The sequence below is a fragment of the Erythrobacter epiphyticus genome (assembly GCF_034653295.1).
GTDB lineage: Bacteria > Pseudomonadota > Alphaproteobacteria > Sphingomonadales > Sphingomonadaceae > Erythrobacter.
Genome location: NZ_JAYEEU010000002.1, coordinates 106,790 through 130,605, shown reverse-complemented (window position 1 = coordinate 130,605; position 23,816 = coordinate 106,790). Strand labels below are relative to the sequence as shown.

At 65.2% G+C, this 23,816-nt stretch carries 27 protein-coding genes; 16 read left to right on the top strand and 11 right to left on the bottom strand.

The window, feature by feature from the left end; genetic code table 11:
* Nucleotides 1–143: 143 nt before the first annotated feature.
* Both SOQ14_RS01095 and SOQ14_RS01090 read left to right on the top strand, forming a co-directional pair.
* Nucleotides 144–350, top strand: coding sequence for a helix-turn-helix transcriptional regulator (locus tag SOQ14_RS01095; RefSeq protein WP_322896007.1), 207 nt, complete (start codon nucleotides 144–146; stop codon nucleotides 348–350).
* A gap of 89 nt (nucleotides 351–439) precedes the next feature.
* Nucleotides 440–1,036, top strand: coding sequence for a hypothetical protein (locus SOQ14_RS01090; RefSeq protein WP_322896004.1), 597 nt, complete (start codon nucleotides 440–442; stop codon nucleotides 1,034–1,036).
* 68 nt (nucleotides 1,037–1,104) lie between these two features.
* Here the strand turns inward: SOQ14_RS01090 and glnA are convergent, their stop codons facing one another.
* The 5 genes from glnA to SOQ14_RS01065 form a co-directional block, all read right to left on the bottom strand.
* Entirely contained in the window at nucleotides 1,105–2,514 is a 1,410-nt protein-coding gene (glnA, locus tag SOQ14_RS01085) for a type I glutamate--ammonia ligase (RefSeq protein ID WP_322896002.1), read from the bottom strand.
* 85 nt (nucleotides 2,515–2,599) lie between these two features.
* On the bottom strand, nucleotides 2,600–2,938 hold the full coding sequence (locus SOQ14_RS01080) for a P-II family nitrogen regulator (protein ID WP_322896000.1): 339 nt from the start codon (nucleotides 2,936–2,938) through the stop codon (nucleotides 2,600–2,602).
* Between the two features lie 235 nt (nucleotides 2,939–3,173).
* Complete coding sequence (argC, locus tag SOQ14_RS01075) at nucleotides 3,174–4,112, bottom strand: N-acetyl-gamma-glutamyl-phosphate reductase (protein ID WP_322895997.1); 939 nt, start codon at nucleotides 4,110–4,112, stop codon at nucleotides 3,174–3,176.
* Nucleotides 4,113–4,117: 5 nt separating this feature from the next.
* On the bottom strand, nucleotides 4,118–4,480 hold the full coding sequence (locus SOQ14_RS01070) for a hypothetical protein (protein ID WP_322895995.1): 363 nt from the start codon (nucleotides 4,478–4,480) through the stop codon (nucleotides 4,118–4,120).
* Nucleotides 4,481–4,577: 97 nt separating this feature from the next.
* Nucleotides 4,578–5,978 (bottom strand): leucyl aminopeptidase family protein, encoded by a 1,401-nt coding sequence (locus SOQ14_RS01065; RefSeq protein ID WP_322895993.1) that lies wholly within the window; start codon nucleotides 5,976–5,978, stop codon nucleotides 4,578–4,580.
* A 104-nt stretch (nucleotides 5,979–6,082) separates the two neighbouring features.
* Between SOQ14_RS01065 and map the strand changes: the two genes are divergently transcribed.
* Nucleotides 6,083–6,910 carry a type I methionyl aminopeptidase gene (gene map / locus SOQ14_RS01060; protein WP_322896254.1) on the top strand — a complete coding sequence of 276 codons (828 nt, stop codon included), beginning with the start codon at nucleotides 6,083–6,085 and terminating at the stop codon, nucleotides 6,908–6,910.
* Between the two features lie 66 nt (nucleotides 6,911–6,976).
* On the top strand, nucleotides 6,977–7,279 hold the full coding sequence (locus tag SOQ14_RS01055) for a GIY-YIG nuclease family protein (protein WP_322895991.1): 303 nt from the start codon (nucleotides 6,977–6,979) through the stop codon (nucleotides 7,277–7,279).
* 48 nt (nucleotides 7,280–7,327) lie between these two features.
* Here SOQ14_RS01055 and SOQ14_RS01050 read toward each other — a convergent pair whose 3' ends face one another.
* Genes SOQ14_RS01050 through ccmA form a run of 3 tightly spaced genes read right to left on the bottom strand, consistent with a single transcriptional unit; the run spans nucleotide 7,328 to nucleotide 9,272 of the window.
* On the bottom strand, nucleotides 7,328–7,990 hold the full coding sequence (locus SOQ14_RS01050; protein WP_322895989.1) for a hypothetical protein: 663 nt from the start codon (nucleotides 7,988–7,990) through the stop codon (nucleotides 7,328–7,330).
* Entirely contained in the window at nucleotides 7,990–8,640 is a 651-nt protein-coding gene (locus SOQ14_RS01045) for a heme exporter protein CcmB (protein WP_322895987.1), read from the bottom strand. Before SOQ14_RS01045 ends, SOQ14_RS01050 begins: the two co-directional genes overlap by 1 nt.
* The gene (gene ccmA / locus SOQ14_RS01040) at nucleotides 8,637–9,272 is read right to left on the bottom strand and encodes a heme ABC exporter ATP-binding protein CcmA (RefSeq protein ID WP_322895985.1); all 636 of its coding nucleotides are present in this window, start codon (nucleotides 9,270–9,272) and stop codon (nucleotides 8,637–8,639) included. Before ccmA ends, SOQ14_RS01045 begins: the two co-directional genes overlap by 4 nt.
* A gap of 65 nt (nucleotides 9,273–9,337) precedes the next feature.
* Between ccmA and SOQ14_RS01035 the strand changes: the two genes are divergently transcribed.
* Nucleotides 9,338–9,637: a 4a-hydroxytetrahydrobiopterin dehydratase gene (locus SOQ14_RS01035; protein WP_322895983.1), complete on the top strand. Its 300-nt coding sequence runs from the start codon at nucleotides 9,338–9,340 to the stop codon at nucleotides 9,635–9,637.
* 129 nt (nucleotides 9,638–9,766) lie between these two features.
* Here SOQ14_RS01035 and SOQ14_RS01030 read toward each other — a convergent pair whose 3' ends face one another.
* The 3 genes from SOQ14_RS01030 to SOQ14_RS01020 form a co-directional block, all read right to left on the bottom strand.
* Nucleotides 9,767–10,573, bottom strand: a complete 807-nt coding sequence (locus SOQ14_RS01030; RefSeq protein WP_322895981.1) for an SDR family oxidoreductase — start codon at nucleotides 10,571–10,573, stop codon at nucleotides 9,767–9,769.
* Between the two features lie 63 nt (nucleotides 10,574–10,636).
* Entirely contained in the window at nucleotides 10,637–12,724 is a 2,088-nt protein-coding gene (locus tag SOQ14_RS01025) for a S9 family peptidase (protein ID WP_322895979.1), read from the bottom strand.
* A 308-nt stretch (nucleotides 12,725–13,032) separates the two neighbouring features.
* A complete protein-coding gene (locus SOQ14_RS01020) occupies nucleotides 13,033–13,656 on the bottom strand; it encodes a DNA-3-methyladenine glycosylase family protein (RefSeq protein WP_322895977.1) in 624 nt (207 codons plus the stop codon).
* 107 nt (nucleotides 13,657–13,763) lie between these two features.
* Between SOQ14_RS01020 and SOQ14_RS01015 the strand changes: the two genes are divergently transcribed.
* From SOQ14_RS01015 to SOQ14_RS00965, 11 genes are all read left to right on the top strand, one after another.
* Nucleotides 13,764–14,081, top strand: coding sequence for a 2Fe-2S iron-sulfur cluster-binding protein (locus tag SOQ14_RS01015; protein ID WP_322895975.1), 318 nt, complete (start codon nucleotides 13,764–13,766; stop codon nucleotides 14,079–14,081).
* A 24-nt stretch (nucleotides 14,082–14,105) separates the two neighbouring features.
* Complete coding sequence (locus SOQ14_RS01010) at nucleotides 14,106–14,477, top strand: DUF1905 domain-containing protein (RefSeq protein WP_322895973.1); 372 nt, start codon at nucleotides 14,106–14,108, stop codon at nucleotides 14,475–14,477.
* Between the two features lie 56 nt (nucleotides 14,478–14,533).
* A complete protein-coding gene (locus SOQ14_RS01005) occupies nucleotides 14,534–15,556 on the top strand; it encodes a cysteine synthase A (protein ID WP_322895971.1) in 1,023 nt (340 codons plus the stop codon).
* Complete coding sequence (locus SOQ14_RS01000; RefSeq protein WP_322895969.1) at nucleotides 15,553–15,945, top strand: hypothetical protein; 393 nt, start codon at nucleotides 15,553–15,555, stop codon at nucleotides 15,943–15,945. The genes SOQ14_RS01005 and SOQ14_RS01000 overlap by 4 nt, the downstream gene beginning before the upstream one ends.
* Nucleotides 15,932–16,720 (top strand): hypothetical protein, encoded by a 789-nt coding sequence (locus SOQ14_RS00995; RefSeq protein ID WP_322895967.1) that lies wholly within the window; start codon nucleotides 15,932–15,934, stop codon nucleotides 16,718–16,720. The genes SOQ14_RS01000 and SOQ14_RS00995 overlap by 14 nt, the downstream gene beginning before the upstream one ends.
* A 424-nt stretch (nucleotides 16,721–17,144) precedes the next feature.
* Nucleotides 17,145–17,636 (top strand): division/cell wall cluster transcriptional repressor MraZ, encoded by a 492-nt coding sequence (locus SOQ14_RS00990; RefSeq protein WP_322895965.1) that lies wholly within the window; start codon nucleotides 17,145–17,147, stop codon nucleotides 17,634–17,636.
* Nucleotides 17,633–18,577 (top strand): 16S rRNA (cytosine(1402)-N(4))-methyltransferase RsmH, encoded by a 945-nt coding sequence (gene rsmH / locus SOQ14_RS00985; protein ID WP_322895963.1) that lies wholly within the window; start codon nucleotides 17,633–17,635, stop codon nucleotides 18,575–18,577. Before SOQ14_RS00990 ends, rsmH begins: the two co-directional genes overlap by 4 nt.
* Nucleotides 18,574–19,146: a hypothetical protein gene (locus SOQ14_RS00980; RefSeq protein ID WP_322895960.1), complete on the top strand. Its 573-nt coding sequence runs from the start codon at nucleotides 18,574–18,576 to the stop codon at nucleotides 19,144–19,146. The genes rsmH and SOQ14_RS00980 overlap by 4 nt, the downstream gene beginning before the upstream one ends.
* The gene (locus SOQ14_RS00975) at nucleotides 19,143–20,861 is read left to right on the top strand and encodes a peptidoglycan D,D-transpeptidase FtsI family protein (protein WP_322895957.1); all 1,719 of its coding nucleotides are present in this window, start codon (nucleotides 19,143–19,145) and stop codon (nucleotides 20,859–20,861) included. Before SOQ14_RS00980 ends, SOQ14_RS00975 begins: the two co-directional genes overlap by 4 nt.
* Nucleotides 20,858–22,342 carry a UDP-N-acetylmuramoyl-L-alanyl-D-glutamate--2,6-diaminopimelate ligase gene (locus SOQ14_RS00970; protein ID WP_416232710.1) on the top strand — a complete coding sequence of 495 codons (1,485 nt, stop codon included), beginning with the start codon at nucleotides 20,858–20,860 and terminating at the stop codon, nucleotides 22,340–22,342. The genes SOQ14_RS00975 and SOQ14_RS00970 overlap by 4 nt, the downstream gene beginning before the upstream one ends.
* On the top strand, nucleotides 22,342–23,811 hold the full coding sequence (locus SOQ14_RS00965) for a UDP-N-acetylmuramoyl-tripeptide--D-alanyl-D-alanine ligase (RefSeq protein ID WP_322895955.1): 1,470 nt from the start codon (nucleotides 22,342–22,344) through the stop codon (nucleotides 23,809–23,811). Before SOQ14_RS00970 ends, SOQ14_RS00965 begins: the two co-directional genes overlap by 1 nt.
* Nucleotides 23,812–23,816: the final 5 nt, after the last annotated feature.

The following is a 23,816-nucleotide window of genomic DNA, read 5'->3' as shown; positions in this document are numbered from 1 at the left end:
CGTTCGCACGCCGTGCCTGACAAGAGCTCTTGACTGACAAGAGCTCTTTACAGTAAAGAATGCTTGTCAGGCCCGAATCGGCGAGGTTCTTACCCCGCATCGCCGTTCGGGTCTGGCGCAAACCGCAACCAGAGGAATGGCCGGTGGAAAACCGCGTAAGGCAGTATCGCGAGGCGCAAGGCTGGAGTCAGGGCGAATTGGCCCGGCGGCTCGGTGTCTCGCGCCAGACGATCAACGCGGTCGAGACTGACAAATATGATCCTTCGCTTCCGCTCGCACTGCGCATGGCGCGGCTGTTTGCAGTGGCAGTGCCGGAGCTGTTCATCGACAACTGGGAACCCGAAGCATGACGAGCGAGATTGAAACCCAGCCAAGCAAAGTAGTTGCCCCAAATGCTGCGCCAAAATGGCGTAAACTGCTGCTGCAATTTGCTGCGGGCATGGTGTTTGGCGGCCTGGTCGGCTTCGGCTTCGGCTATCTTGCAGACCGCTATCTTGATGCCGCGCAATCGGAAGGGCCGTCGTTCTCGGTTGCGATCGCGGGCGCCGTGGCGATGATCTATATCGTCATGGCCGTGATTGTTCTGGCCGGTTCGCTCAGCCCCAGGATCGGGGCGATGCTCCTCAATGTCGAAGACGAGGCCGAGGTGCGCGAGCTGCAATCGCAGCTGCTCAATTCCGGTCTCGGCATGGTGTTGTGGGGCTTGGCCTTGATGGCCTTGGCGCTTGCAGCGCCGGTCGGCCCGCTGCCGACCCCGGCGGCGCTGGTGATTGCCGCCGTGGGGCTGGTGTCGGGGCTGTGGTTCGCCTGGAAAACCTATCGCAGTTCGGATGAATTGCTGTTGGCGATCAATCTCGAAGCAGGCGCGCTGACGTACGGGTTGATGCTGGTGGTGCTGGGTGGCTGGGGGATGCTGGCGCATCTCGATTATGTCACCGGGCCGCAGCCGCTCGACCTGCTCACCGCCTGTTATGTGCTGGCGCTGCTGGCCACCTTCATTTCGGCAGGGCGGCGCGGGATGCTGATGCCGCGCTGATAGCAGCCGCGCACAAAAAAGCGCCCCTTGCCGGTCCGGGCAAGGGGCGCTTTTTGCATCCGGCGTGATTACATCGAGTAATACATGTCGAATTCGACCGGGCACGGGGTGGTTTCGGTGCGGATCACCTCTTCCCACTTGAGCTCGGCATAGGCTTCGATCTGATCCTTGGTGAAGACATCGCCCTTCAGCAGGAATTCGTGATCGGCAGCCAGTGAGTCGAGCGCCTCACGGAGCGAACCGCACACGGTCGGCACTTCGGCGAGCTCGGCCGGCGGCAGATCATAGAGGTTCTTGTCCATCGCCTCGCCCGGGTGGATCTTGTTCTCGATCCCGTCGAGGCCCGCCATCAGCAGCGCCGCATAGCACAGATAGGGGTTGGCCATCGCATCGGGGAAGCGGAACTCGACGCGCTTCGCCTTGTCGCCGCTGCCATAGGGGATGCGGCACGAAGCCGAACGGTTGCGCGCCGAATAGGCGAGCAGCACCGGCGCTTCGAAGCCCGGCACCAGCCGCTTGTAGCTGTTGGTGGTCGGGTTGGTGAAGGCGTTCAAGGCCTTGGCATGCTTGATCACGCCGCCGATGAAGTAGAGGCACATCTCCGACAGGCCGGCATATTCATTGCCGGCAAACATCGGCTTGCCATCTTTCCAGATCGAGATGTGGGTGTGCATCCCCGAGCCATTATCGGCCTTGATCGGCTTGGGCATGAAGGTCGCGGTCTTGCCATAGGCATGGGCGACCTGGTGCACGACATACTTGTAGATCTGCATGCGGTCAGCAGTTTGCACCAGCGTGCCGAAGGTCAGGCCGAGTTCGTGCTGGGCCGCGGCGACTTCGTGGTGGTGCTTGTCGCAGGGCAGGCCCATTTCAAGCATGGTGGTGACCATCTCGGCGCGGATATCCACGGCGCTGTCGACCGGCGCGACCGGGAAGTAACCGCCCTTGGCGCGCGGGCGGTGCCCCATGTTGCCGTTGTCATATTCCTTCGAGGTGTTGCCCGGCAATTCGATGTCGTCGATGGCAAAGCCCGAACCGGCGTAGCCGTCTTCGAAGCGCACGTCGTCGAACATGAAGAATTCGGCTTCGGGGCCGACATAGACGGTGTCGCCAATCCCGGTGGACTTGAGATAGGCCTCGGCGCGCTTGGCGGTGGTGCGCGGATCGCGCGCATACCAATCACCCGTCGACGGTTCGACGATATCGCAGTTGATGATCATCATCGGCGTGGCGCTGAAGGGATCGACCCACACTTCGGTGAGGTCGGGCTTGAGGATCATGTCGCTTTCGTTGATCGCCTTCCAGCCCGCGATCGACGAGCCATCGAACATCAGGCCATCTTCCAGCGCATCTTCATCCATCACGCCGGCAACCATGGTGAGGTGCTGCCACTTGCCCTTGGGATCGGTGAAGCGCAGGTCGACCCACTCGATTTCCTCGTCCTTGATTTGCTTCAGAACCTCTTTCACGCGTGACATGTCTTGTGTCTCCAGTCTGGGTAATGGCTAAATTTTGCGCAGTGGCGGGCTGAAAGTCGGCTGCTGCGGTGAATCAGAAGGCTGGTCAGACCGCATCCTCGTCGGTCTCACCGGTGCGGATGCGCAGGGCGCTTTCGATGGCGGTGACAAAGATCTTGCCATCGCCGATCCGGCCGGTGCGGGCGGCGGCGGCCATCGCTTCGACGACGCGCTCGGCCTGGTCGTCGGAGACTACCACCTCAAGCTTCACCTTGGGAAGGAAATCAACCACATATTCCGCACCGCGATACAGCTCGGTATGGCCTTTCTGGCGGCCGAAGCCGCGCGCTTCGGTGACCGTGATGCCCGACACGCCGATTTCGTGCAGTGCTTCCTTCACCTCATCGAGCTTGAAGGGTTTGATGATCGCTTCGATCTTTTTCACATTGTCCCCGTTCGATTGGCCCCGCTCGCGTGGCCCGCTACGCGCCGAGTGGATCCCTTCAAGGAAAGGCTAACAAGAAACGTGCCAAGTGGTGCGAACAATCCTTGCCGCGTGGCGATTCCCGAGAGCATTTCCCTGTCTTGCTCGCGCGGGACCGTGCAACATTATGATGCACTGCGCAATGGCGCAGGTGGGTGGCCAAGCCCTTTGTCTAATTTTTGTGCAAGGCTGCTGCTTATTCGGGCGTCACGCCGAGCGTGAGCCCCGTTTCCTCGGGCAGGCCGCACATCAGATTGAGGTTCTGGATCGCTGCGCCCGATGCGCCCTTGCCGAGATTATCGAGCACCGCGACGAGGCGCGCCTGCGTGCCATCCGCGCTGCCGAAAACATGCAGCGCCATGCCATCGCCCGGCGCTGTGCCTTGCCGCAACAGCACTTCGGCAGGCGTATCATCCGCGACACGCACCACGGCGCTGCCCGCATAAAACGCAGCCAGCGCCGCGCGCAGATCATCCGCGCCGCCGGTTGCCTGCATCGCCGCCAGCGGCAGCGGCACATCCACCACCATCCCGCGATGCGCCGGGACAACCGCCGGGGAGAACACCGGTGCGTGGGTCAGGCCCGCATAGGTCTGCATCTCGGGCAGATGCTTGTGCCCCAGCGTCAGGCCATAGGCCCTGAAGGCGATCGCGGGATCATGTTCGAACCGATCAATCAGCGCATTGCCGCCGCCCGAATAGCCGCTCACCGCGTTGACGGTGTAGGGCCAGTCGGCAGGCAGCAGGCCAGCGCGCACCAGCGGCGCGACCAGTCCGAGAAACCCGGTCGGATAGCACCCCGGATTGCTCACAAATTGGGCATTGGCGATGGCTTCGTGACCGATCAGCTCGGGGAAGCCATAGGTCCACCCCTCCGCGACGCGGTGCGCGCTGGAGGCATCGATCATGCGGGTGCCCGACCCTTTCGCCAGCTTCACCGCTTCTTTCGCGGCCTCGTCGGGCAGGCACAGGATCGCGATATCGGCGGCATGCAGCGCATCGCGCCGCGCGCTTTCGTCCTTGCGCTGGGCATCATCGAGGATGATCAGATCAAATTCGCTGCGCCCTTGCAGCCGCGCGCGGATTTCCAGCCCGGTGGTGCCGACCGCACCATCGATGAACAGCCGGGTCGTCACCGGGCCTAAGCCTCAGCCGGGGCGAGCTGCGCTGTCAGGCAATAGCCCGAGGGGCCCTGCGGGCCGAGGCATACCCACGCCCAATCGCCGGCGATATCGAGCAGTTCGACCGCGGTAGCAGGGGCGAGGTGGTGGTGCACTTCGGCATCGCTGCGCGGGGCAAGATGCAGGGCGGCCCCTTCATCGCCAACCATGCGCGGATGGGGAATGACATAATGGGCCGCAAGGTGGCTGGCGGCGAGCGCCATATGCGCCAGATCGCCGCGCAAGGGCAGCGTTCCGGGAGCAGGCTTGTCCACCGGGCCTTTGAGGCCGAGCACGCCCTCCGGCACGGTATAGCCTTGCGGATTGCCCCCAGCCTTGCTCATTCTCGCCTTAGTGCCCTTGTTGTCCCGTGGCGGCCTGTGCTGCTGCCAGGCCGTGCGTGGGATGCGCCACTAGACGTTTGCTGCCCTCGCGGCAAGCTCAGGCTCCATAGCGCTTGGCAATCGCGTGCCACGATGCGCGCAGGCCGTAAGCGCGACCGCCGCGCGGGCGGCCCGGCTTGGACGCGGGCTGCCAGGCAAAGGTATCGAAATGCACCCAGTCGAGCGGTGTCCCGTCGTCCTTGTTGCCGACAAAGCGATCGAGAAACAGGCCTGCCACGCTGGCCCCGGCAAAGCCGTTGGTGTGCGAATTGGCGATATCGGCAATGTCGGACGCAAGGTATTCGCGATAGGCTTCGGGCAGGGGCAAGCGCCACGGCTCGTCATCATGGGCCTTGCCCGCTTCAAGAAAGGCGTCTGCGGTCGCATCGATCCGGGCCATCATCGCCGGATAATCGGGGCCGAGCGCCACCCGCGCGGCACCCGTCAAGGTGGCGAAATCAACGATCAGATCGGGGTTTTCCTCGCTCGCACGGGTCAGCGCATCGCCCAGCAGCAAGCGGCCTTCGGCATCGGTGTTGTGGATCTCGACCGAAAGCCCCTTGCGGCTTTTCAGCACATCACCGGGCCGGAAGGCGGGGCCGGAAATCGCGTTCTCGGCAGCAGGCACCAGCAGATGGAGCCGCACCTTGAGCCGCGCCTCCATGATCAGACCGGCCAGCGCGATGGCGTGCGCGGCCCCGCCCATGTCCTTCTTCATCAGCCGCATTCCGGAGGAAGGCTTGATATCGAGCCCGCCCGAATCGAAGGTCACGCCCTTGCCGACCACCGCCAGCACCGGGTGCGCCGGATCGCCCCATGTCAGATGCATCATCCGCGGCGCGTGGTGGCGCGCGGCGGCACGGCCCACCGCGTGGACCATCGGAAAGTCATGCTCCAGCGTGTCGCCGCGCGTGACCTGCAATTCCCCGCCATGCGCCTTGGCGAGCCGGGCGCATTCCGCTTCGAGCGCTTCGGGCCCCATATCCTCGGCGGGCGTATTGACGAGATCACGCACCAGCGTTTCGGCGGCGACTTCGGCCAGAACCGGATCGATCCGCCCGACTTGCCCGGTCAGCAGCACGCGCGGGGCAGGCGGCTTGGGTTCGGAAAGGTAGCGGGTGAAGCGATACTGCGCGAGCGCCCAGCCAAACATTGCCGCGCCCGCTTCGCCGTTGGACAGGCGATAATGGCCTTCGGGCAATTCTTCGGCCAGCTTGGCGAGGCACCAACTGCCGAGCGCCTCGGGCTTGGCCACGCCTGCGGCGGCGAACCACCCCGTGCCATCGGGCACAATCGCGACTTGTCCTGCGCCGCCTTCGAACTTCTGCGCAGCGAGACTGGCGCGCAGGGGTTCGGCAAGGCCTTTGGCAAAATCGGCAAAGCCGTCTTTGGTGACAAGGTGAATGGCAATCGCGTCCTGCCCGCGATCAGGCTGGATGAGAGCGGTGGGATCAGTCATGCAGGTTTCATAATCGCGCAGGACTGCTTGTCACGCGAAAGATGCGGGCCGGGCGGCCAAACCGCCGAGTAGCTTTTCGCCCCCGGTCTCGCTATATGATGGCGATGCACGAATATCAGATCGTTGACGGCAACCAGACCGTCTACCGCGACGGCACTATCAAGCTCCACGGGCCGGAAGGCTTTGCCGGGATGCGCAAGGCTGGCCGCCTTGCCGCCGACATCCTCGATGCCTGCGCCGAACTGGTCAGGCCGGGGGTGACGACCGAAAGAATTGATACCGCGATCCGGCACATGATGCTTGATGCGGGCGCGATCCCCGCGACGCTCGGCTACCACGGCTATGCGCACAGCTCCTGCATCTCGATCAACCATGTGATCTGTCACGGCATTCCGGGCGACAAGGTGTTGAAGGATGGCGACATCCTCAACATCGATGTAACCCCGCTGGTTGACGGCTGGCACGGGGACAGCAGCCGGATGTTCTATGCGGGCGAACCCTCGCTCAAGGCCAAGAAGCTGGTCGAAGTGACCTATGAATGCCTGATGCTGGGCATTGCGGCGGCGCAGCCCGGCGCGCGGCTCGGCGATATCGGCGCGGCGATTGAAGCCCATGCCAACCAGTTCCGCTATGGCGTGGTGCGCGAATTCTGCGGGCATGGCCTCGGCCGCCTGTTCCACGATGCGCCTGAAGTGGTGCATGCCGGGAAGGCTGGGACCGGGCCGGAATTGAAGCCGGGGATGTTCTTTACCATCGAACCGATGATCAACCTCGGCAAGCCGTGGGCGAAGGTGCTGGGCGATGGCTGGACTGCGGTGACGCGCGACAAGTCGCTTTCGGCGCAGTTCGAACATTCGATCGCGATCACCGAGACGGGGAACGAGATCTTCACCAAGAGCCCGACCGGGCGGGACTGCCCGCCTTACTTTTAAGCTATGGCATTGAAATAGCGTCTCCCCGGGCTTGACCCGGGGCCCCGCTTCCTTTTTTGTCGACCTATGGATCGCGAACAACAGGGCGGCTGGGTCTACATCATGGCGGACCGCTATCGCGGCACGATGTATGTCGGATCGACCGCCGATTTTGCAGCCCGCGTCTTCCAACATCGCCAAGGGCAAGGCTCGAATTTTTGTGCCGAGTATGGCCTGACCCGACTGGTCTTGGCGGAATTGCTGCCGACCATGCAGGAGGCAATGGATCAGGAAAAGCGGATCAAGCGCTGGCGGCGCGAGTGGAAATTCGCGCTGATCGAGAAGGCCAATCCGGATTGGCGTGATCTCTATGACCAAATCATGAACTGAAAAAGCGGGCCCCCGGCTCAAGGCCGGGGAGACGATGTTTGTCGAGGCCTAAAGAAACCACACCGCCAGCACCGCGACCATCACCGCCACCACGGCCAGCGAATAACCCAGCATCGCCAGGGTCGCGCGGGTGATGCGTCCGTGCAGCACCCAATCATACCCCGCTGCAATCGCCAGCGTGATCGGCACTTGCACCCCGATCGCCACCGGATCGGGCAGGCTCAGCACTTGCACCACGCGGGCATAGGCCGGCGTCATCAGTGCCAGCGTCGCAATCAGCATGGCCTGTCGATGCACCTTCAAGTCGCGCCTGCGGGCAAACCACAGCGCTGCGCCATAAAGCGGCACGAAAGTCACGAAAGCGGCGAGGTTCACAATCGTCACCTCGGGGCGGCCCAGCTCCAGCCCGATCCGCCACGAAATCACGCTGCCGCTGGCAAGCATCGCCGCGACCAGCACCAGCGAGGCGCGCCCCATCGCGCGGTGGGTGGACAGCTTGTAGCGCGCGGCGAGCAGGCTCTGGCTTGTGAGCAGGCCCAGCCAGCCGATCATCGTCACCGCGTGAAACACCACCAGCGGAGTGTAGCGGGCCTGCACTGCCGGGTGCACCGCAGCCTTGGCCGCGAAAGCCAGCAGCGTGAAGCCCAGCAGCCCCGCCGCAATGCGCCCCATCAGCAGATTGGCTCTGACATGGCTTTCCGGCGCGCGCATCAATTCTCCCGTGCTGCCCTGACCGCAGCCCCGGCGGCAAATGGCGCGATTGCCACCAGCGCAAGGCTCAGGGCGGTAACGAAACCAAGGCTCGATTGATCCTGCCGGGCGAGCGCACCCGCCCCGAAAATCAGGATCGGCAGGGCCAGCGGGATCAGCAGCAGCCCCGAAAGCGCGGCACCTGCCCGCAGCGAGGCGGTGAGCGCGGCGATGATCAGGCCGATGGCGGCGAGCCCCGGCGTCCCGGCCAGCAGGCCAAGCACCAGCAGGCGGAAGGTTTCGCCTTCGATGTTGAGCAGGGCAGCGGCCGGGAAGGTTGCGGCCACCAGCACCGGGCCAAAGCTCAGCCAGTGGGCAATCAGCCGCACCGCCATCATGGTTTCCTCGGCAAGGCCGCGCAGCCGCAGCTGATCGAAAAAGCCGAGCGCAATATCGCGCGCCACCAGCTTTTCGAGCGGGAGAATGGCGGCAAGCAGCGCCGCGATCCACACCACCCCGCCGCCGGTGCGTGCCAGCACATTGGCATCCGGCCCCACCGCAAAGGGATAGAGCATCGCCACCGCGACAAAGAACACCACCGGCAGGGCTGCGCCGCCGCCAGCAAAGGGGAAGAATTGCGCGAGATCGCGGCGCAGGAGCGCAAGGATCATGGTGCTGCCTCCCCCCCGTCCGCGTCAGCCGGTTCAGGCGCGGGCGCGAAATCCTCGATCGCGAAGCTGCCCATCCCCGGCACATCAAGCGGCTGGTGCGAGGCGATCAGCGCGATCCCGCCGCCGGCGCAATGCGCGCGCACCAGCGCGCTGACGATGGCTTGCGAGGCGGTGTCGAGGCCTGATAGCGGCTCGTCGAGCAGCCAGATCGCGGCCTGCTGGCCGATCAGTCGGGCCAGTGCGGCGCGTTTCTTCTGCCCGGTCGAAAGATAGCGCACCGGAACTTCGGCAAGCGGTGCCAGCCGCAGGCGCGCCATGATGGCGGCAGGATCAGGGGCGTTATCAACGGTAAACCAGAACGCCAGCGCGCGCGCCAGCGGCAATTCGGGATCGAGCCCAGAGCCTTCATCGAGCAGGCCGAGCGTGCCGCTGCGCACCACCTCACCGGCGAAGGGCGTTGTCAGCCCGGCGAGCGCGCGCAGCAGCGTTGTCTTCCCCGCGCCGTTCGCCCCGGTGACATGGCACGCCGCGCCCGGGCCGAGCGCGAAGGACAGCCGCCGGAACAGCAGCCGATCCCCCCGCTGGCAAGCGAGGTCGCGGGCTTCAAGTACAGGGCTGGCGGGTGCTTGCATTGGCCTTCGCGTTAGGGAAAAAGGCGCGTCCGAACAAGCCAGCACCCCAACCGGAGAGTCTTCCCATGCCTGTTCCCGAACTCGACGCTGCCGAAATCGCGCAATTGCTGGCGGATCACCCGCAATGGAGCCTCGCGCGGGAAGGCAAGGCGATCACCCGCACGTTCCAGTTCCGCGATTTCTCCGAAGCCTGGGGCTTCATGAGCCGGGTTGCCCTGCTCGCCGAGGCGCAGGATCACCATCCTGAATGGTTCAACGTCTATGCCAAGGTCGAAGTGACGCTGACGACGCATGATGCGGGCGATGTCGGCGGGCTGTCCGCGCGCGATGCGCGGCTGGCCCGCAGCATTGACGGGATTGTTTAGTTTCGCACGCCGTCCGGCGTGCGGTATCCTTGCTCATGCGGCCTGAAGGCCGCGTCGCTGCGGGCGGCCGGTCGGCCTTGCGGTCGCTGACACGACCGTTTCGGTTCTGCTGCTGACAGCTATTTCAGATTATCTCCCCAGCGGCCGCACACTGTTGCGCAGCTGCTTGCGCACCTTGCCGGGCATCCAGCGCTTGGCAAAGGCCATGCGTTTGGAAGTCTTGCCGACAAAGTAATCCAGCTTGTCGCCGTGGACGGCGTCCCACACGGCCTTGGCGACTTCCTCGACCGGGGTGATTTCCAGCCCGGCGGCGCGCACCCGTTCGCGGATCGGTTCGTTCGAATTGCGGTTGCCGGTGCCATCAAGCAGCGGGGTTTCGATGAAGCTCGGGCAGATCGAGGCGACGGTGATGCCCTCTGCCGCCCATTCGGCATCGAGGCTTTCCGACACGGCGCGCACCCCGAACTTGGTGGCGCAATAGACGCTCATCCCGCCTGATCCGGCAATCCCCGCCGCGCTCGCCATGTTGATGAGCGCGGATCCCGGCGCGGTCTTCTGGAGATAGGGATAGGCGGCCTGCGCGCCGTACAGCACGCCCTTGAGGTTGATATCGAGGCAGCGATCAATTTCGTCGGGCGCCATTTCGCTGAGCGATCCGCCCGCACCGACACCGGCATTGTTCACCACCACATCAATACGCTGGCCAGCGGCGGTCCAGGCGGCTTGCAGCGCGTCATCCCACGCCGCGCGGTCGCGCACATCGAGGCGGTGCATATATTTGAACCCGCCGTCGAGCAGGCCCAGCGTGTCCTCCATGCCGGGCACATTGACATCGGCAATCGCAACAAACCAGCCGCGCTCGGCAAACAGCCGCGCGGTGGCGCGGCCAATGCCCGATGCTCCTCCGGTGATGAAAATGCAGCGCCGTTCAGCCATGGTGATCCCCCTCTCAATTGCGTTTTGCAACGCATTAAAGAGGCGGATCGCCCTTGTCAGCCCCTACTTGCCCGACGCGGTGTCCAGCCCCTTCACATAGGCTGCACCTTCGATGATCTGCGCGGTCGAAGGCTTCAGCGCATCGCCCACAGGCTCGGCCCGCCCGCCGAGGCATGACGCGAGGAAATTCTCGGCCAGTGCATAGAAGGCGATGTTGTTTTCCGGCCGGGCAAAGCCGTGGCCTTCATCGGGGTAGAGCACGTAAGTGACGGGAATGCCCGCTGCCTTCATCGCGCTGACGATCTGATCGCTTTCCGCCTGCTTGACGCGCGGATCATTGGCGCCTTGCGCGATCAGCAGCGGCTTCTTGATCCGGTCGGCCTTGTAGAGCGGGCTGGCTGCCTTGAGCAGAGCCAGACCTTCGGGCGTGCCCGGATCGCCCATGCGTTCGTGGAACAGTTTGACCAGCGGTGCCCAATAGGGCGGGATCGTGGCCAGCAGGGTTTCAAGGTTGGACGGCCCGACAATATCAACCCCGCAGGCAAAGGTATCGGGCGTGAAAGTCAGGCCGGCGAGCGTCGCATAGCCGCCGTAGGAGCCGCCCATGATCGCCACCTTGTCAGCACTGGTGATGCCCTTGCCGACAGCCCATTTCACCGCGTCGATCAGATCATCATGCATCGCAAGGCCCCATTGCTTGTTGCCTGCGTTGAGGAAGTCCTTGCCGAAGCCGGCCGAGCCGCGGAAGTTCACCGCCAGCACCGCATAGCCGCGGTTGGCGAGCATCTGGTGTTCGCGGTTGAAGCCATAGCCATCGCGCGCCCACGGCCCGCCATGCACCAGCAGCACCAGCGGCACGGGTTTGGCAGGGATGCCGGTGCCGTCGGGATCGCTGCCCGCGGGCAAGGTCAGGTAGGACGGCAGGGTCAGCCCGTCGCGGCTGGTGATTTCGACCGGGTGCATCTTTTGCAGCGGCATGCCGGCAAGTTCCGGGCGGCTGACATAGAACGGGGTGAGCGTGCTCGCCTTGCGATCATAGATATAGACGCTGGTCGGCGCCGTGATCGGATCATTCCAGACGATCCAGGTGGCATCATCATCGGTGCGCGCGTTGATGCCGAAACTGCCGTCGAGCTGGCTATCCAGCCAATCGAGCGAGGCCTTCACCGCAGGGTCCATCGCGACCCACTGGTTGACGAGATAATTGACCGCATAGGCTTCAACCGTGCCGGTTGCCGGATTGCGCAGGGTGTCCCCGAGATCAGCGCGGGCATCCTCGGCGAGCAAGGTCTTGGTGCCGCTTGCCGTATCCTGCGCAAACAGCGCCGCGGTGTTGCGGCCGCGGCTGTCGAGCCAGTAGAGCACGGTGCCATCATGGGTGTAGCCCGCAGGCGCGGTGGTGAGCGAATCCTCCATCGCCGTGCTTTCGAAGGGCGCTGCGTCGACCGTGTTGTTGGTGACACGGAAATAATCCGTGCCGCCCGCCGCGTTCTGGCGGAACGCCATGCGCAAGGTCAGGCTGTCATCCGCCATGAAGCTGGCATAGGCGTTGTTTTCGAGCACCAGCGTCAGCTTACCGGTGGCGAGATCGAGCAGATGCACATCGTGCCACTGCGGATCGCGGTTGTTGAGCCCGATCAGCAGCTTGTCCTTGATCGCGTAGGAACCGCCGATGATCTCGACCCGGGTGTTGGTAAAGGGGGTCAGTGTGGTTTCCGCGCCGGTTGCAACGTCGATCTTGTAGAGCAGGAAATTCTCGTCCCCGGCCTTGTCCTGCACATAGAGAATGCTGCGCGAATCCGGTGCCCAGAAATGCTGCGGGATCGGCCGGGATGTCGCGTTGGTGATGACCTTCGCGGCTGACGGATCGCTGGCCGGTGCGATCCAGACATTCATCACGCCATTGTGCGGGGCGGTCCAGCTCAGCCACTGGCCGTCCGGGCTGATGCGCCCTTGTGCCCGGGTCGGATTGCCGAACAGGGCCTGACGCGGGATCAGGGGGGTGGCCGTCGCAGTGGTAGCAGCAGTGGTCATGGTGGTTCCCTGAAAAGCGGCGGGCGGTGTTTCGCCCGCATCAGCCGCAGCCACGCCCGGCAGGGCAAGCGTGACGACGGCAGCCGTGGTGGCAAGCAGCCGGGTGATGGCGCGCATCGTGATTCTCCTCAAAGGCCCGACATGCCCTGTCAGGCCATCCCCTCAAGACAGCTGCGGCCATACTGCAAGCCGGGCAATCTGCCAACGCCGATGCGTGCAGATCCGATGCGGGCACCACAGCGCCGGAGTGGCGCCGACACGTGCGCACGAGCTGGCCGTGGGCGAGTGGGGCAATGCTGTGCACCTCCCCGTCGCCCCTTGCTTGACACGGGGCTGGGCTACTTCTGTTGCCTCATCGGGTCAGAGGAAAAGCCAAGCCCCGGATCAAGTCCGGGGCGACGCAGCGGGAAAGGATGCTTTGACCCTCAAACCGGTTCGCGGCTTGCGGCATAGTAATGCCACGTAAAAATCGCCATGCTGCCGCGCTGCGGTGACCAGTTCGCGGCAAGCGCGCGGGTGGCCTTTTCGGCAGGACGTTCGGGCAGGGCGAGCAGGCGCTTCACGCCTTCCTGCACCGCGAGATCCCCCGCCGGCCAGATATCGGGGCGGCCTTCGGCAAAGAGCAGATAGATTTCCGCCGACCAGCGGCCGATCCCCTTGATCCGGGTGAGCAGTGCAATCGCTTCCTCGTCATCAGCGGGCAGGCGGTCGAAATCCAGTTCGCCTGCCTCGACCAGTTCGCACAGGCTCCGGGCATAGCCTTGCTTCTGGCGCGACAGGCCGCAGGCACGCAGCGTCTCGAAATCACGTTGCAGCAGGCAGGCGGGCGTGAAGTCCTCGCCCAGCTCTGCCTCCAGCTTGCGCCACATCGAGGCCGCGGCCGCGACCGAAACCTGCTGGCCGACGATGGTGCGCAGCAGCGTCTTGGTGCCGCGCGCGCGGATGCGCGCTTCGGGATAGCCGATGCGCGCCAGCTCTGCCGCCAGCCGCGGCTCACGCGCGGCGAGGGCATCGAGATCAGCGCGCAATTTTTCGCCTGTCAGCCCCACTGTCACTTTCCTTTACTTGCCTTGGCTCCGAGAGTGTCTTAGCAGCGCGGCAACCACTCTCACAGTGCGCAAGCCTTGCGCCCTAGCCCGAAAAGGAAGCCGAACCCATGCCCAGACTGGTCGTCACCAACCGCGAAGGCGCCACCAGCGAGATTTCCGTCGAGGATGGTCTGACCGTGATGGAAGCGATCCGCGACAATGGCTTCGACGAACTGCTGGCGCTGTGCGGCGGCTGCTGCTCCTGCGCGACCTGCCATGTCCATGTCGATCCGGCCTTCGCGGACAAGCTCCCGCCGATCAGCGAGGACGAGGATGATCTGCTGGAATCCTCCGATCACCGCGCCCCGACCTCGCGCCTGTCGTGTCAGATTCCGTTCACCGATGCGCTGGACGGCCTGCACGTCACGATTGCCCCGGAAGATTGATCCAAGGCGGGCAGGAACGGGCCGGTGGACGCCGATCTGGCCCGTTTTCTGCGCGATGAATTGGGGCACGCGCCCGAAAGCCCCGGCGGGCCGTGGCAGGTGCGTGGATCGGTCTGGCAGTGGCAAGGCAGCGACGGCGCGCCCACCAAAGGCGCGTGGTATTTCCTGACTGTGGACGGCGCGACGGCGCAGGCGATCCGCATGCATGCGGCCAATGCCGCGGCGTGGGGTTCGGTCCATGTCGAGGCGACCATCGGTGCCACCACATGGCGCACCTCGCTGTTCCCTTCGAAAGCCGCAGGCGGCTGGCTGCTGCCGCTCAAGGCCGCGGTGCGCAAGGCAGAGAAAATCACCGAGGGCTGCGAGGTCGAAGCCACCTTGCGCCTCGCTTCATGAGCGGCTTTGGCGCCTTCGACATTGCCCTGCACGCTATCAGCGCCTAATTCACCTGCATGAACATTACGCGTCCGTTTGCCGATACGCTCGGCCTGATCGGTAACACGCCGCTGGTGCGGCTCGCTGGCCCGAGCGCGGCCGCAGGCTGCGACATCTGGGGCAAGTGCGAATTTGCCAACCCCGGTGGCTCGGTCAAGGATCGTGCTGCGCTCGCCATTATCCGCGATGCGGAAAGCCGCGGCGAATTGCAGCCCGGCGGCACCGTGGTCGAAGGCACGGCGGGCAACACCGGGATCGGGATCGCGCTTGTCGCCAATGCGCGCGGTTACAAGACGATCATCGTGATGCCCGACAACCAGTCCAAGGAAAAAATGGACACGCTGCGCGCGCTGAGTGCGAAACTGGTGCTGGTGCCGCCCACCAAGTTTTCCAACCCGGGGCACTTCGTCCACACCTCGCGCCGCCTGGCGGAAGAAACCCCCGGCGCGGTCTGGGCCAACCAGTTCGACAATATCGCCAACCGCCGCGCCCATATCGAAGGCACCGCGCCCGAATTGTGGGAGCAGATGGCGGGCCGGATCGATGGCTTTACCTGCGCGGCCGGAACGGGCGGGACGATTGCGGGCGTGGGGCTTGGTCTCAAGGCCTTTGACGAGAACATCCGCATCGCGCTGACCGATCCGCACGGCGCTGCGCTTTACAATTACTACGCCCACGGCGAACTGGCCGCCGAAGGGTCGTCGGTGGCCGAAGGCATCGGGCAGGGGCGCATCACCGCCAATCTCGAAGGCGCGCCGATCGACACCCAGTTCCGCATTTCCGACGAGGAAGGGCTCGATTGGGTCGCTCGCCTGCTGCGCGAGGAAGGGCTGTGCCTTGGCCTGTCTTCGGGCATCAACGTGGCGGGCGCGGTGATGCTGGGCAAGCAATTGGTCGCCGAAGGGCGCAAGCAGCCGCAAGTCGCCACCATCCTGTGCGACACGGGCTTCCGCTATCTTTCCACCTTGTACAACCCGGCGTGGCTGACAAGCAAAGGCCTGCCGGTGTTTGATTGGCTGGCCGATGAGGACGCGTCATGAGCCGCACCGGGCGCAAGCTGTTTGGTCTCAGCGTTGAAATCAACCCCGTCACCGGCGAGAATGATGCCGTGCGCGATCCCGCCCCCGCGACCCGCGCGGAGGGCATCCAGCGCCTGCAAGTCGGGCTGTTCGGCATCGCGGTGACCGTGCTGCTGGTCGGGCTCGCAAGCATCATCGGCAGTCAGGCTGATCGGGCGGAGGAAGCGGCGGTGCCCGATGCTGCTCCGACCACCGAGCCGAGCCCTGCCGAAGCGGGCGGCGGCCCTGCCACCAATGGCGCCGTGGTGCCGGATATCCCGGCCGAACCGAGCCCTGCGCCTTTGCTCGATCCGCTGGTCCTGCCGCCGCCGACCTCGTCACCCGCCGCCAATCCCAGTGGCAATCCCTAGACTTGAGGCCTTGCGCGCTGCCCTGCTCGCGCTCTTGCTGACAGCGTGTGGAGCCGGGGAAGCGCCGTCCCGCGAGGCGCCAGCTGAGGCTACCGCGCCCGATCGCCCCGCGCTCGGGCTGATGACCAGCCTGCCGCTTTACTGGCCGCTTGGCGCCGAGCTTGCCGATCTGGCGGGCGGAACCGTGGCGCCGCCATGGCAGCGCGCGGCGCTCGAACAGGATCACCGGCTGGTGCTGCTCGATACGCTCTCGCCCATCGCGGCGCTGACCGACGGCGGAGCGGAAGCCGATCCGCTCAGCGGCCTCACCCGTCTTGCGATCATCCAGCCGCGCGGCTTGGCCCCGGCTGATAATGTCGCGTTGGATGCCTGGGTGCAGGCGGGCGGGCATTTGCTGCTGGTGCTCGATCCGCTGCTGACCGGCGATTATGATCTGCCATTGGGCGATGCACGGCGGCCATCGGATGTGGCGCTGATCCCGCCGGTGGTGGCGCGCTGGGGGCTGGCGATCACTTTTGACGAGACGCAGGATCCCACACTCCGGATGGTGCCGCTGGGTGAGGGGCTGATCCCGCTCGCGCTGGCGGGGGGCATTGCGCTCGATCCGGCAGCCACGCGCCGCTGCATGCGCGTGGCTGAAGGCGCGGCTGCGCGCTGTGATGTGGGCAAGGGCCGGGTGACCGTCCTGGCCGATGCGGCTGTGTTCGAACAGGCCGCGCTAGAGGGAGCAGCGTCATCCGGCATCGCGGCATTGCTGGCTTTTGCCTTCGATTGATCAGCATCGGGGAAAATGCGGGAAAGGCGCAACCGAGCCGGGACTCGGCGGGGGACTCGCAGCGTCTTTCAGGCGGGACATCACGGGAATCAGCCTTTTTTGCCTCTGATTTCGGGCGCTTCCGGGATGAAGCTGGCACGGACTGTCTCTGATCCCGGGATAGAAAATTACGTAGATTCAGTATTTTGACAAGTAATCCCGCGATTTCCCGTAAAATTCCCTTCCATCCCGGCCTCTTCCTCGATATGACCTCAATCCATCAAGCATTCCTGTTTGCTGCGCGTGTGCCCGAGGCATGAGCGCACCGGCCGCGCTCGCTCATCAGCCAGCGAGGGCGGTGGCGGGGAAGGCTTGGCGGGGTTCAAGGCCGTTTGCGTGCGGGAGGGCGCGGCAACGGCGGGGTAATTGGGGAGGTTGCGCGCGCGTGTCGGGCTTTGCAGGATATTCTGGTCAAGCCTATTCGCCCGCCGGCGACAAGGGCCGCTTTGTCCTGCCGCCCGCCTTCCGCAAGGCTGTCAAGGAAAGCTCGGGCGGCAATCGCATCCTGTGTCTTGCCGCGCATGACCGCTTCGATTGCCTGATCGGGTTTGGCCTCTCGCGCACCGAAAAACTCAACGCCCAGCTCGAACGCGAGGAAGAGCGCGCGATCCGCATGGCCGACGCCAGCTTCGATCGCGATGTGCGCGCCGCGCAACTCTTCGGCTTTGAACAGCTCCCCTTCGATGACAGCGGCCGGTTCGTGATGCCCGAACACCTGCGCGATCTTGGCAAGGTCGATGATGGCCTGTTTTTTCAGGCGGCGGGTGAATTCTTCTTCGTGTGGAACCCGGCCGAGCTCGATCGCATGGGCCCCGAATGGAAGAGCGCGCAGGCCGCCTGCGCCAAACTGCTTGCCGCAGCACGAAAGGGCGCATGATGCAGGACGCGCCTCACATCCCCGTGCTGTTGAATGAAGTCCTGGCGGCGGTTGCGCCCGCGCCGGGCATGACTATTATTGATGCGACTTTCGGCGCGGGGGGATACACCCGCGCGCTGCTTGAGGCGGGCGCTTGCGTCCACGCCTTTGACAGGGACCCCGACGCCATCGCAGCAGGCGAGGCGATGGTGTCGGGTTACCCCGATCGCCTGACGCTCCATCCCCAGCGCTTTTCCGCGATGCGCGAAGCGATGACCCGCATCGGCGTCCCGCAGGTCGATGCGGTGGTAATGGATATTGGCGTCTCCTCGATGCAGCTCGATCAGGGCAGCCGCGGCTTTGCCTTCATGCATGACGGCCCGCTTGACATGCGGATGAGCCAGGATGGTGAAAGCGCGGCGGATTTCCTCAATTCCGCCGATGAAGCCGCAATTGCCGATGTGCTCTATCACTATGGCGAAGAGCGGCAATCGCGCCGCGTCGCCCGTGCGATTGTCGCGGCACGGCCGCTGGCAACCACGGGTGAACTTGCCCGCGTGGTGCGCCGCGCGCTCGGTCACAAGCCGCATGACAAGAAAGACCCTGCCACCCGCACCTTTCAGGCCGTGCGCATTCATGTGAATGACGAACTGGGCGAGCTGCGCGCCGGCCTCGCCGCCGCCGAAGCGCTGCTGCGCGAAGGCGGGGTGCTGGCCGTGGTCAGCTTCCACAGCCTTGAAGATCGCATCGTCAAGCAGTTCCTGCGCACCACCAGCGGCGCAGGCCGCGCTGTATCGCGCCACCTGCCGGGCGAGCCGATCGGTCCGCAGCCGACCTTCGCGCAGGTGTCCAAGGCGATCCGTCCGTCCGAAGCCGAAATCGCGCGCAACCCGCGCGCCCGCTCTTCGACCTTGCGTTACGCCCGTCGCACCGCCGCCCCGGCGCTGGAGTTGGCAGCATGAGCGTCGGTCGCGGACAGATGCACTCGCTGGGCTGGGCCGCCGTGCTGGCGATGTGCCTTGGCGTGTTTGCCGTGCTGAGCGTGCGGGTGCACGCCGTCAAAAGCGAGGTCTTGCTCGCCGAGCGCAAGATCATTGCGCTCAAGCGGGAAAGCATGTTGCTCGAAACCGAGTTCGAGACCCGCGCGAGCCAACGCCAGCTGGTCGAGTGGAACGCGGTCGAATTCGGGTTTGTGGCACCGCGCGCTGATCAGTTCCTTGAAGGCGAGCGCCAGCTTGCCAGCCTCGGCCAGCCGCTTGGCCCGGGCGCGCCGGCGCAAATCCGTCTTGCCCGCGCGACCACCGAAAGCGACGAGAGTGCCGCCTCTGCCGGGCGTCAGCAAACCGCGATGGTGTCGCCGCTTTCGGGCGAGAAGGTCACGTTGGCCGCAGCCCGGGCTGATGCCGATGCCGGGGCGATGTTCGCCGATGCCTTTGGTGATTTCCTGATCGAAGCCTCGCCGATCCGGCCCGCAAGGGCGCAAAGCGCTGCCGCCAGCGTTCAGGCGAGCGTCGCAGGAACCGGCGAATGAGCCTTTTTGCCGCGCAGCCGGCAATTCCGGCGGGCCGGATCGAACTTGTCCACTTGCGTTACCGGGCGGTTCTGACAGCGCGCTGGCGCGTGCTGTGGATCGCCGGGATTTTCAGCGTCGTCGCCTTTGCGGCGCTGGTGCGCATCGTCTGGCTCGGCTTTGCGGGTGATGCGCCGCGCCGCACCAGTCTTGAAGAAGCCCTGCTTCCGCCGCGCGGCGAGATCACTGATCGCCACGGCGTGCCGCTGGCACGCGCCTTTCCGGCCTATGCGCTGTGGTTCAACCCCGCCGCGATGGGCGATAGCGGTGCGCCGCTGGTGCGATCCCCGCAGGAGGTCGCCCGCGCGCTGGTCCGCATCTTCCCCGACATGGACGAATCGCGCCTTGCTGAACGGCTGGCCTCGGGCCGTTCGGGCTATCTGCGCCGCCGCCTCCTGCCGGAAGAGGCCAATGCGGTGTTCCGACTGGGCGAAGTCGCGCTCGAAATCCCGCGCGAGAGCGATCGCCACTATCCGCAAGGCACGCTTGGCGCGCATATTCTGGGCTATGTCGTCGAGAACGAGGGTGGCAAGCTCGGCATGGAGCAGGTGCTCGAAGAGCGCCTGACGCACCCCGATCTGCGCAGCCAGCCGGTGGCCCTCTCGATCGATGTCCGCGTGCAAGGCGCGCTTGAGGACGAATTGCGCAAGGGGATGCTTGCCACCAATGCCATTGGCGCAGCGGGCATCGTGCTTGATGTCGACAGCGGCGAAGTGATGGCGATGGCCTCGCTACCCGAATTCGATCCCAACACCGCAGGGGCAAGCGGCGCGGACAATGTCTTCAACCGCGTCACCAACGGGGTCTATGAGCTCGGCTCGACCTTCAAGCCGATCACGGTGGCCGCCGCAATTGATGCAGGTGTGGTGCGCGATCTGTCGCGGACGTGGGATGCCACCCCGGTGCAGGTCGGCAGGCGCACGCTCAAGGACCTGAAGCCCAAGGGCAATGGGCTCAATGTCCCGCAGGCGCTGGTCTATTCCTCGAACACTGTCACCGCCCGCGTCGCTGACGAACTGGGGGCGGAACGTTTGCGCCGCACGCTGATTGATCTCGGCATGGATCAGCGCCCCTTCATCGAATTGCCTGCGCGCGGCAAGCCGCTGTTTCCCCGTGGGAATTGGGCGCGGATCACCAATATGACGGTGGGCTATGGCCACGGCATTGCTGTCACCCCGCTGCATCTTGCCAGCGCCTATGCCGCGCTGGTCAATGGCGGGATCTGGCGTCCGGCCACGCTGATGAAGATCGATGCCAAGGATGCCCCGCGCGGACGCCGGGTGTTCAAGGAATCAACCTCCTCGCGCATGCGCCAGATGCTGCGGATGATCGCGATGTATGGCACCGGGCGGAGCGCCGATGCCGCCGGTTACCGGATCGGCGGCAAGACCGGTTCGGCGGAAAAGAACAGCGGCGGGGTCTATAACAAGACCTCGCTGGTTTCGTCCTTTGCCGCGGCCTTTCCGCTGGATCGCCCGCGCTATGTCGTGGTGGTGGTGATGGACGAACCGCGCGGCACCGCGGCGAGCTCGTTCCAGCGCACGGCGGCCTATACCGCTGCGCCGGTGGTGGGCAAGCTCGTGCCGCGGATCGGGCCGATGCTCGACGTGCTGCCTGATGCCCGCCGCGACGTGGATATTTCCGATCTGCGCTATCTGGTGGAGGGGCCCAAGTGACACTGGCCGATCTGCTCGATCAGGCGGCGCTGCCTGCCCCTGCTGGCGCCGATGGCGTGGTGGTGACGGGCTTTGCCATCGATCACCGCAAGGTTGCGCCCGGCACCGTGTTCGGCGCCTTCCAAGGCGCAAAGTTTGATGGCGAGGCGTTCATCCCCGCCGCAGTCGAAGCGGGCGCGGTGGCAGTAGTGGCCCGCCCGGAAGCGGCGGTTGCTGGCGCGCTCCACATTGCAGACCCGGAGCCGCGCCGGGCCTTCGCCCGCCTTGCCGCCGGGTTCTTCCAGCCAGTGCCGGCTGTGCTGGTGGCGGTGACGGGCACCAACGGCAAGACCTCGACCGTCGAGATGACCCGTCAGATCTGGCGCATGTGCGGTGAGCGCGCGGCCAGCATCGGCACGCTCGGGGTCACCACGCCCGATGGCAGTGTGGCGACCGGGCTGACGACGCCGGATATCGTGACCTTTCTGGGCAATATGGCGGGCCTCGCGCGGGAAGGCGTCACCCATGTCGCCTATGAAGCATCGAGCCACGGGCTGGCCCAGTATCGCAGCGAAGGCTTGCCGGTTGCGGCCAGCGCTTTCACCAATTTCAGCCGCGATCATCTCGATTACCACGGCACGATGGAGGACTATTTCGCGGCCAAGCTGCGGCTGTTTTCCGAGGTTGTCACCGCAGGCTCGCCCGCGATCATCCATATCGGGGCTGAGGATACCGTCTGGATGGAGCAGGCCGTCGCCTTTGCCAACGCGCGCGGTCTTGATGTCCGCACCGTGGGCGAGGGTGGCAGTTTTCTCAAGCTGATCGCCCGCGCGCCGACCCAACTGGGTCAGACCCTGACGATTGCCTTTGCGGGTGCCGAGCGCAAGGTGAACCTGCCGCTGATCGGGGCCTATCAGGCCGCCAATGCGCTGGTCGCCGCGGGGTTTGCGCTTTCGACCGGGATGGCGCCTGCGGCGGTATTCGATGCGCTCACCCGGCTTCAGCCGGTGCGCGGGCGGCTCGAACGGGCGGCGATCAATATGGCGGGCGCGCCGGCCTATGTCGATTATGCCCACACCCCCGATGCGCTCGAAGCCGCGATGGCGGCGCTGCGTCCGCATGTCGGCCAAGGCGGGCGGCTGATCGTGGTGTTCGGGGCAGGCGGTGATCGCGATGCGGGCAAGCGCGCGTTGATGGGTGCAGCCGCAGCCCTTGGCGCTGATCGGGTGATTGTCACCGATGATAACCCGCGCAGCGAAGATCCTGCCGCGATCCGCGCTGCGATCATGGCGGGTGCGGGCGCCAAGGCTCGCGAAATCGGTGACCGCCGCGCCGCGATCGCTGCGGCAATTGGGGATGCCGGTGCGCAGGACATTGTGCTGATCGCGGGCAAAGGCCACGAGCAAGGACAAATATTCGGGTCTGGAGACACTATGCGGATTGAAACTTTCGACGATGTCGAAGTGGCGCGGCAATGCGCCGGTGCCGGGAGCGTCGGATAATGCCTATCGCAAAGCTCGCCCGGCATCCGCTGCTGAAAGCATGGCCGCAGGATGTGCGCGATGCCTTGCCGCTCGCGCTGTGGTCAAGCGATGCCATCGCTGCGGCTTGCGGGGGCACCGCGAGCGCGGAATTTGAGGCCGCAGGCGTCGAGATGGACTCGCGCGATGTGCGCCCCGGCGATCTGTTCGTGGCGCTCAAGGGCGAGAGCATGGATGGCCATCGCTTCCTCGAAGCCGCCTTCGCCAAGGGCGCGGTGGCGGCGATTGTCGATCGCCCGGTCGATTACCCGCATGTGCTGGTGGCCGATACCACCGCAGCGCTGCACGCGCTGGCCCACGCCGCGCGCGAACGCAGCGAAGCGGTGCGCATCGCGGTGACCGGTTCGGTCGGCAAGACCGGCGTCAAAGAAGCCATTTTCGCCTGCCTTGACCGCGCGAGCCGCGGGGCGGCGCATCGTTCGGTGCGCAGTTACAACAACCATGTCGGCGTGCCGCTGTCGCTGGCGCGCTTGCCCGCGCGCGCGAGGTTCGGCGTCTTCGAAATGGGGATGAACCACGCGGGCGAAATTGCTCCGCTGACAGGCCATGTCCGCCCCCACATCGCGCTGATCACCACGATTGCGCCGGCGCATATCGAAAACCTCGGCAGCCTTGAGGCGATTGCCGATGAGAAGGCGCAGATCTTCACCGGGCTGATGCCGGGCGGCACCGCGATCATCCCGGCCGATAGCGACTGGGCAGATCGCATGGTGCGCCACGCCGAGGTCACTGGCGCGAAGGTGATCACCTTCGGGCGCAAGGCCGGGGCTGATGTGCGCCTGCTTGATGCCATTCCTGTCCAAGGCGGCGGATCCCTGATCACCGCCGATCTGGGCGACATCCGCCTGTGCTACACCATTGCCGAGCCGGGCGAACACTGGATCGTGAACTCCCTCGGCGTGATCGCAGCCGTGCGGGCCGCAGGCGGCGATCTGGCAAGCGCGGGGCTCGCCCTCGCCGAGCTGGGCGGGCTCAAAGGGCGCGGGCAGCGCCATGTGCTCAAGGTCGCCGGTGGTACCGCGCTGCTGATCGATGAAAGTTACAATGCCAACCCCGCTTCGATGCGCGCGACGCTCAAGGCGCTGGCGCAGACCCCCGCGCAACGGCGCGTCGCGGTGCTGGGCAGCATGAAGGAGCTGGGGGACTTTTCCGAAGGGTTCCACCGCCAGCTGGCCGAGCCGCTGGGCGATGCGGGCGTGACCCACGCGATCCTCGTTGGCGAGGAGATGCGCGCGCTCGCTGCGGAACTGGGGAAAGGCCTCGGCAATTCGCTTGGCAAGCCCATCAGCTTCGCGCATTGCCAAGGCGCAGACGAGGCGATAGCCGCCCTCGCAGAATTTGGCCTCGGCCATGGGGACGCGGTGCTGGTCAAAGGCTCCAATTCGGTGGGTCTTGGCAAGCTCGTGGCTCGCTTGACCCAAGGCGCCTGAACCCG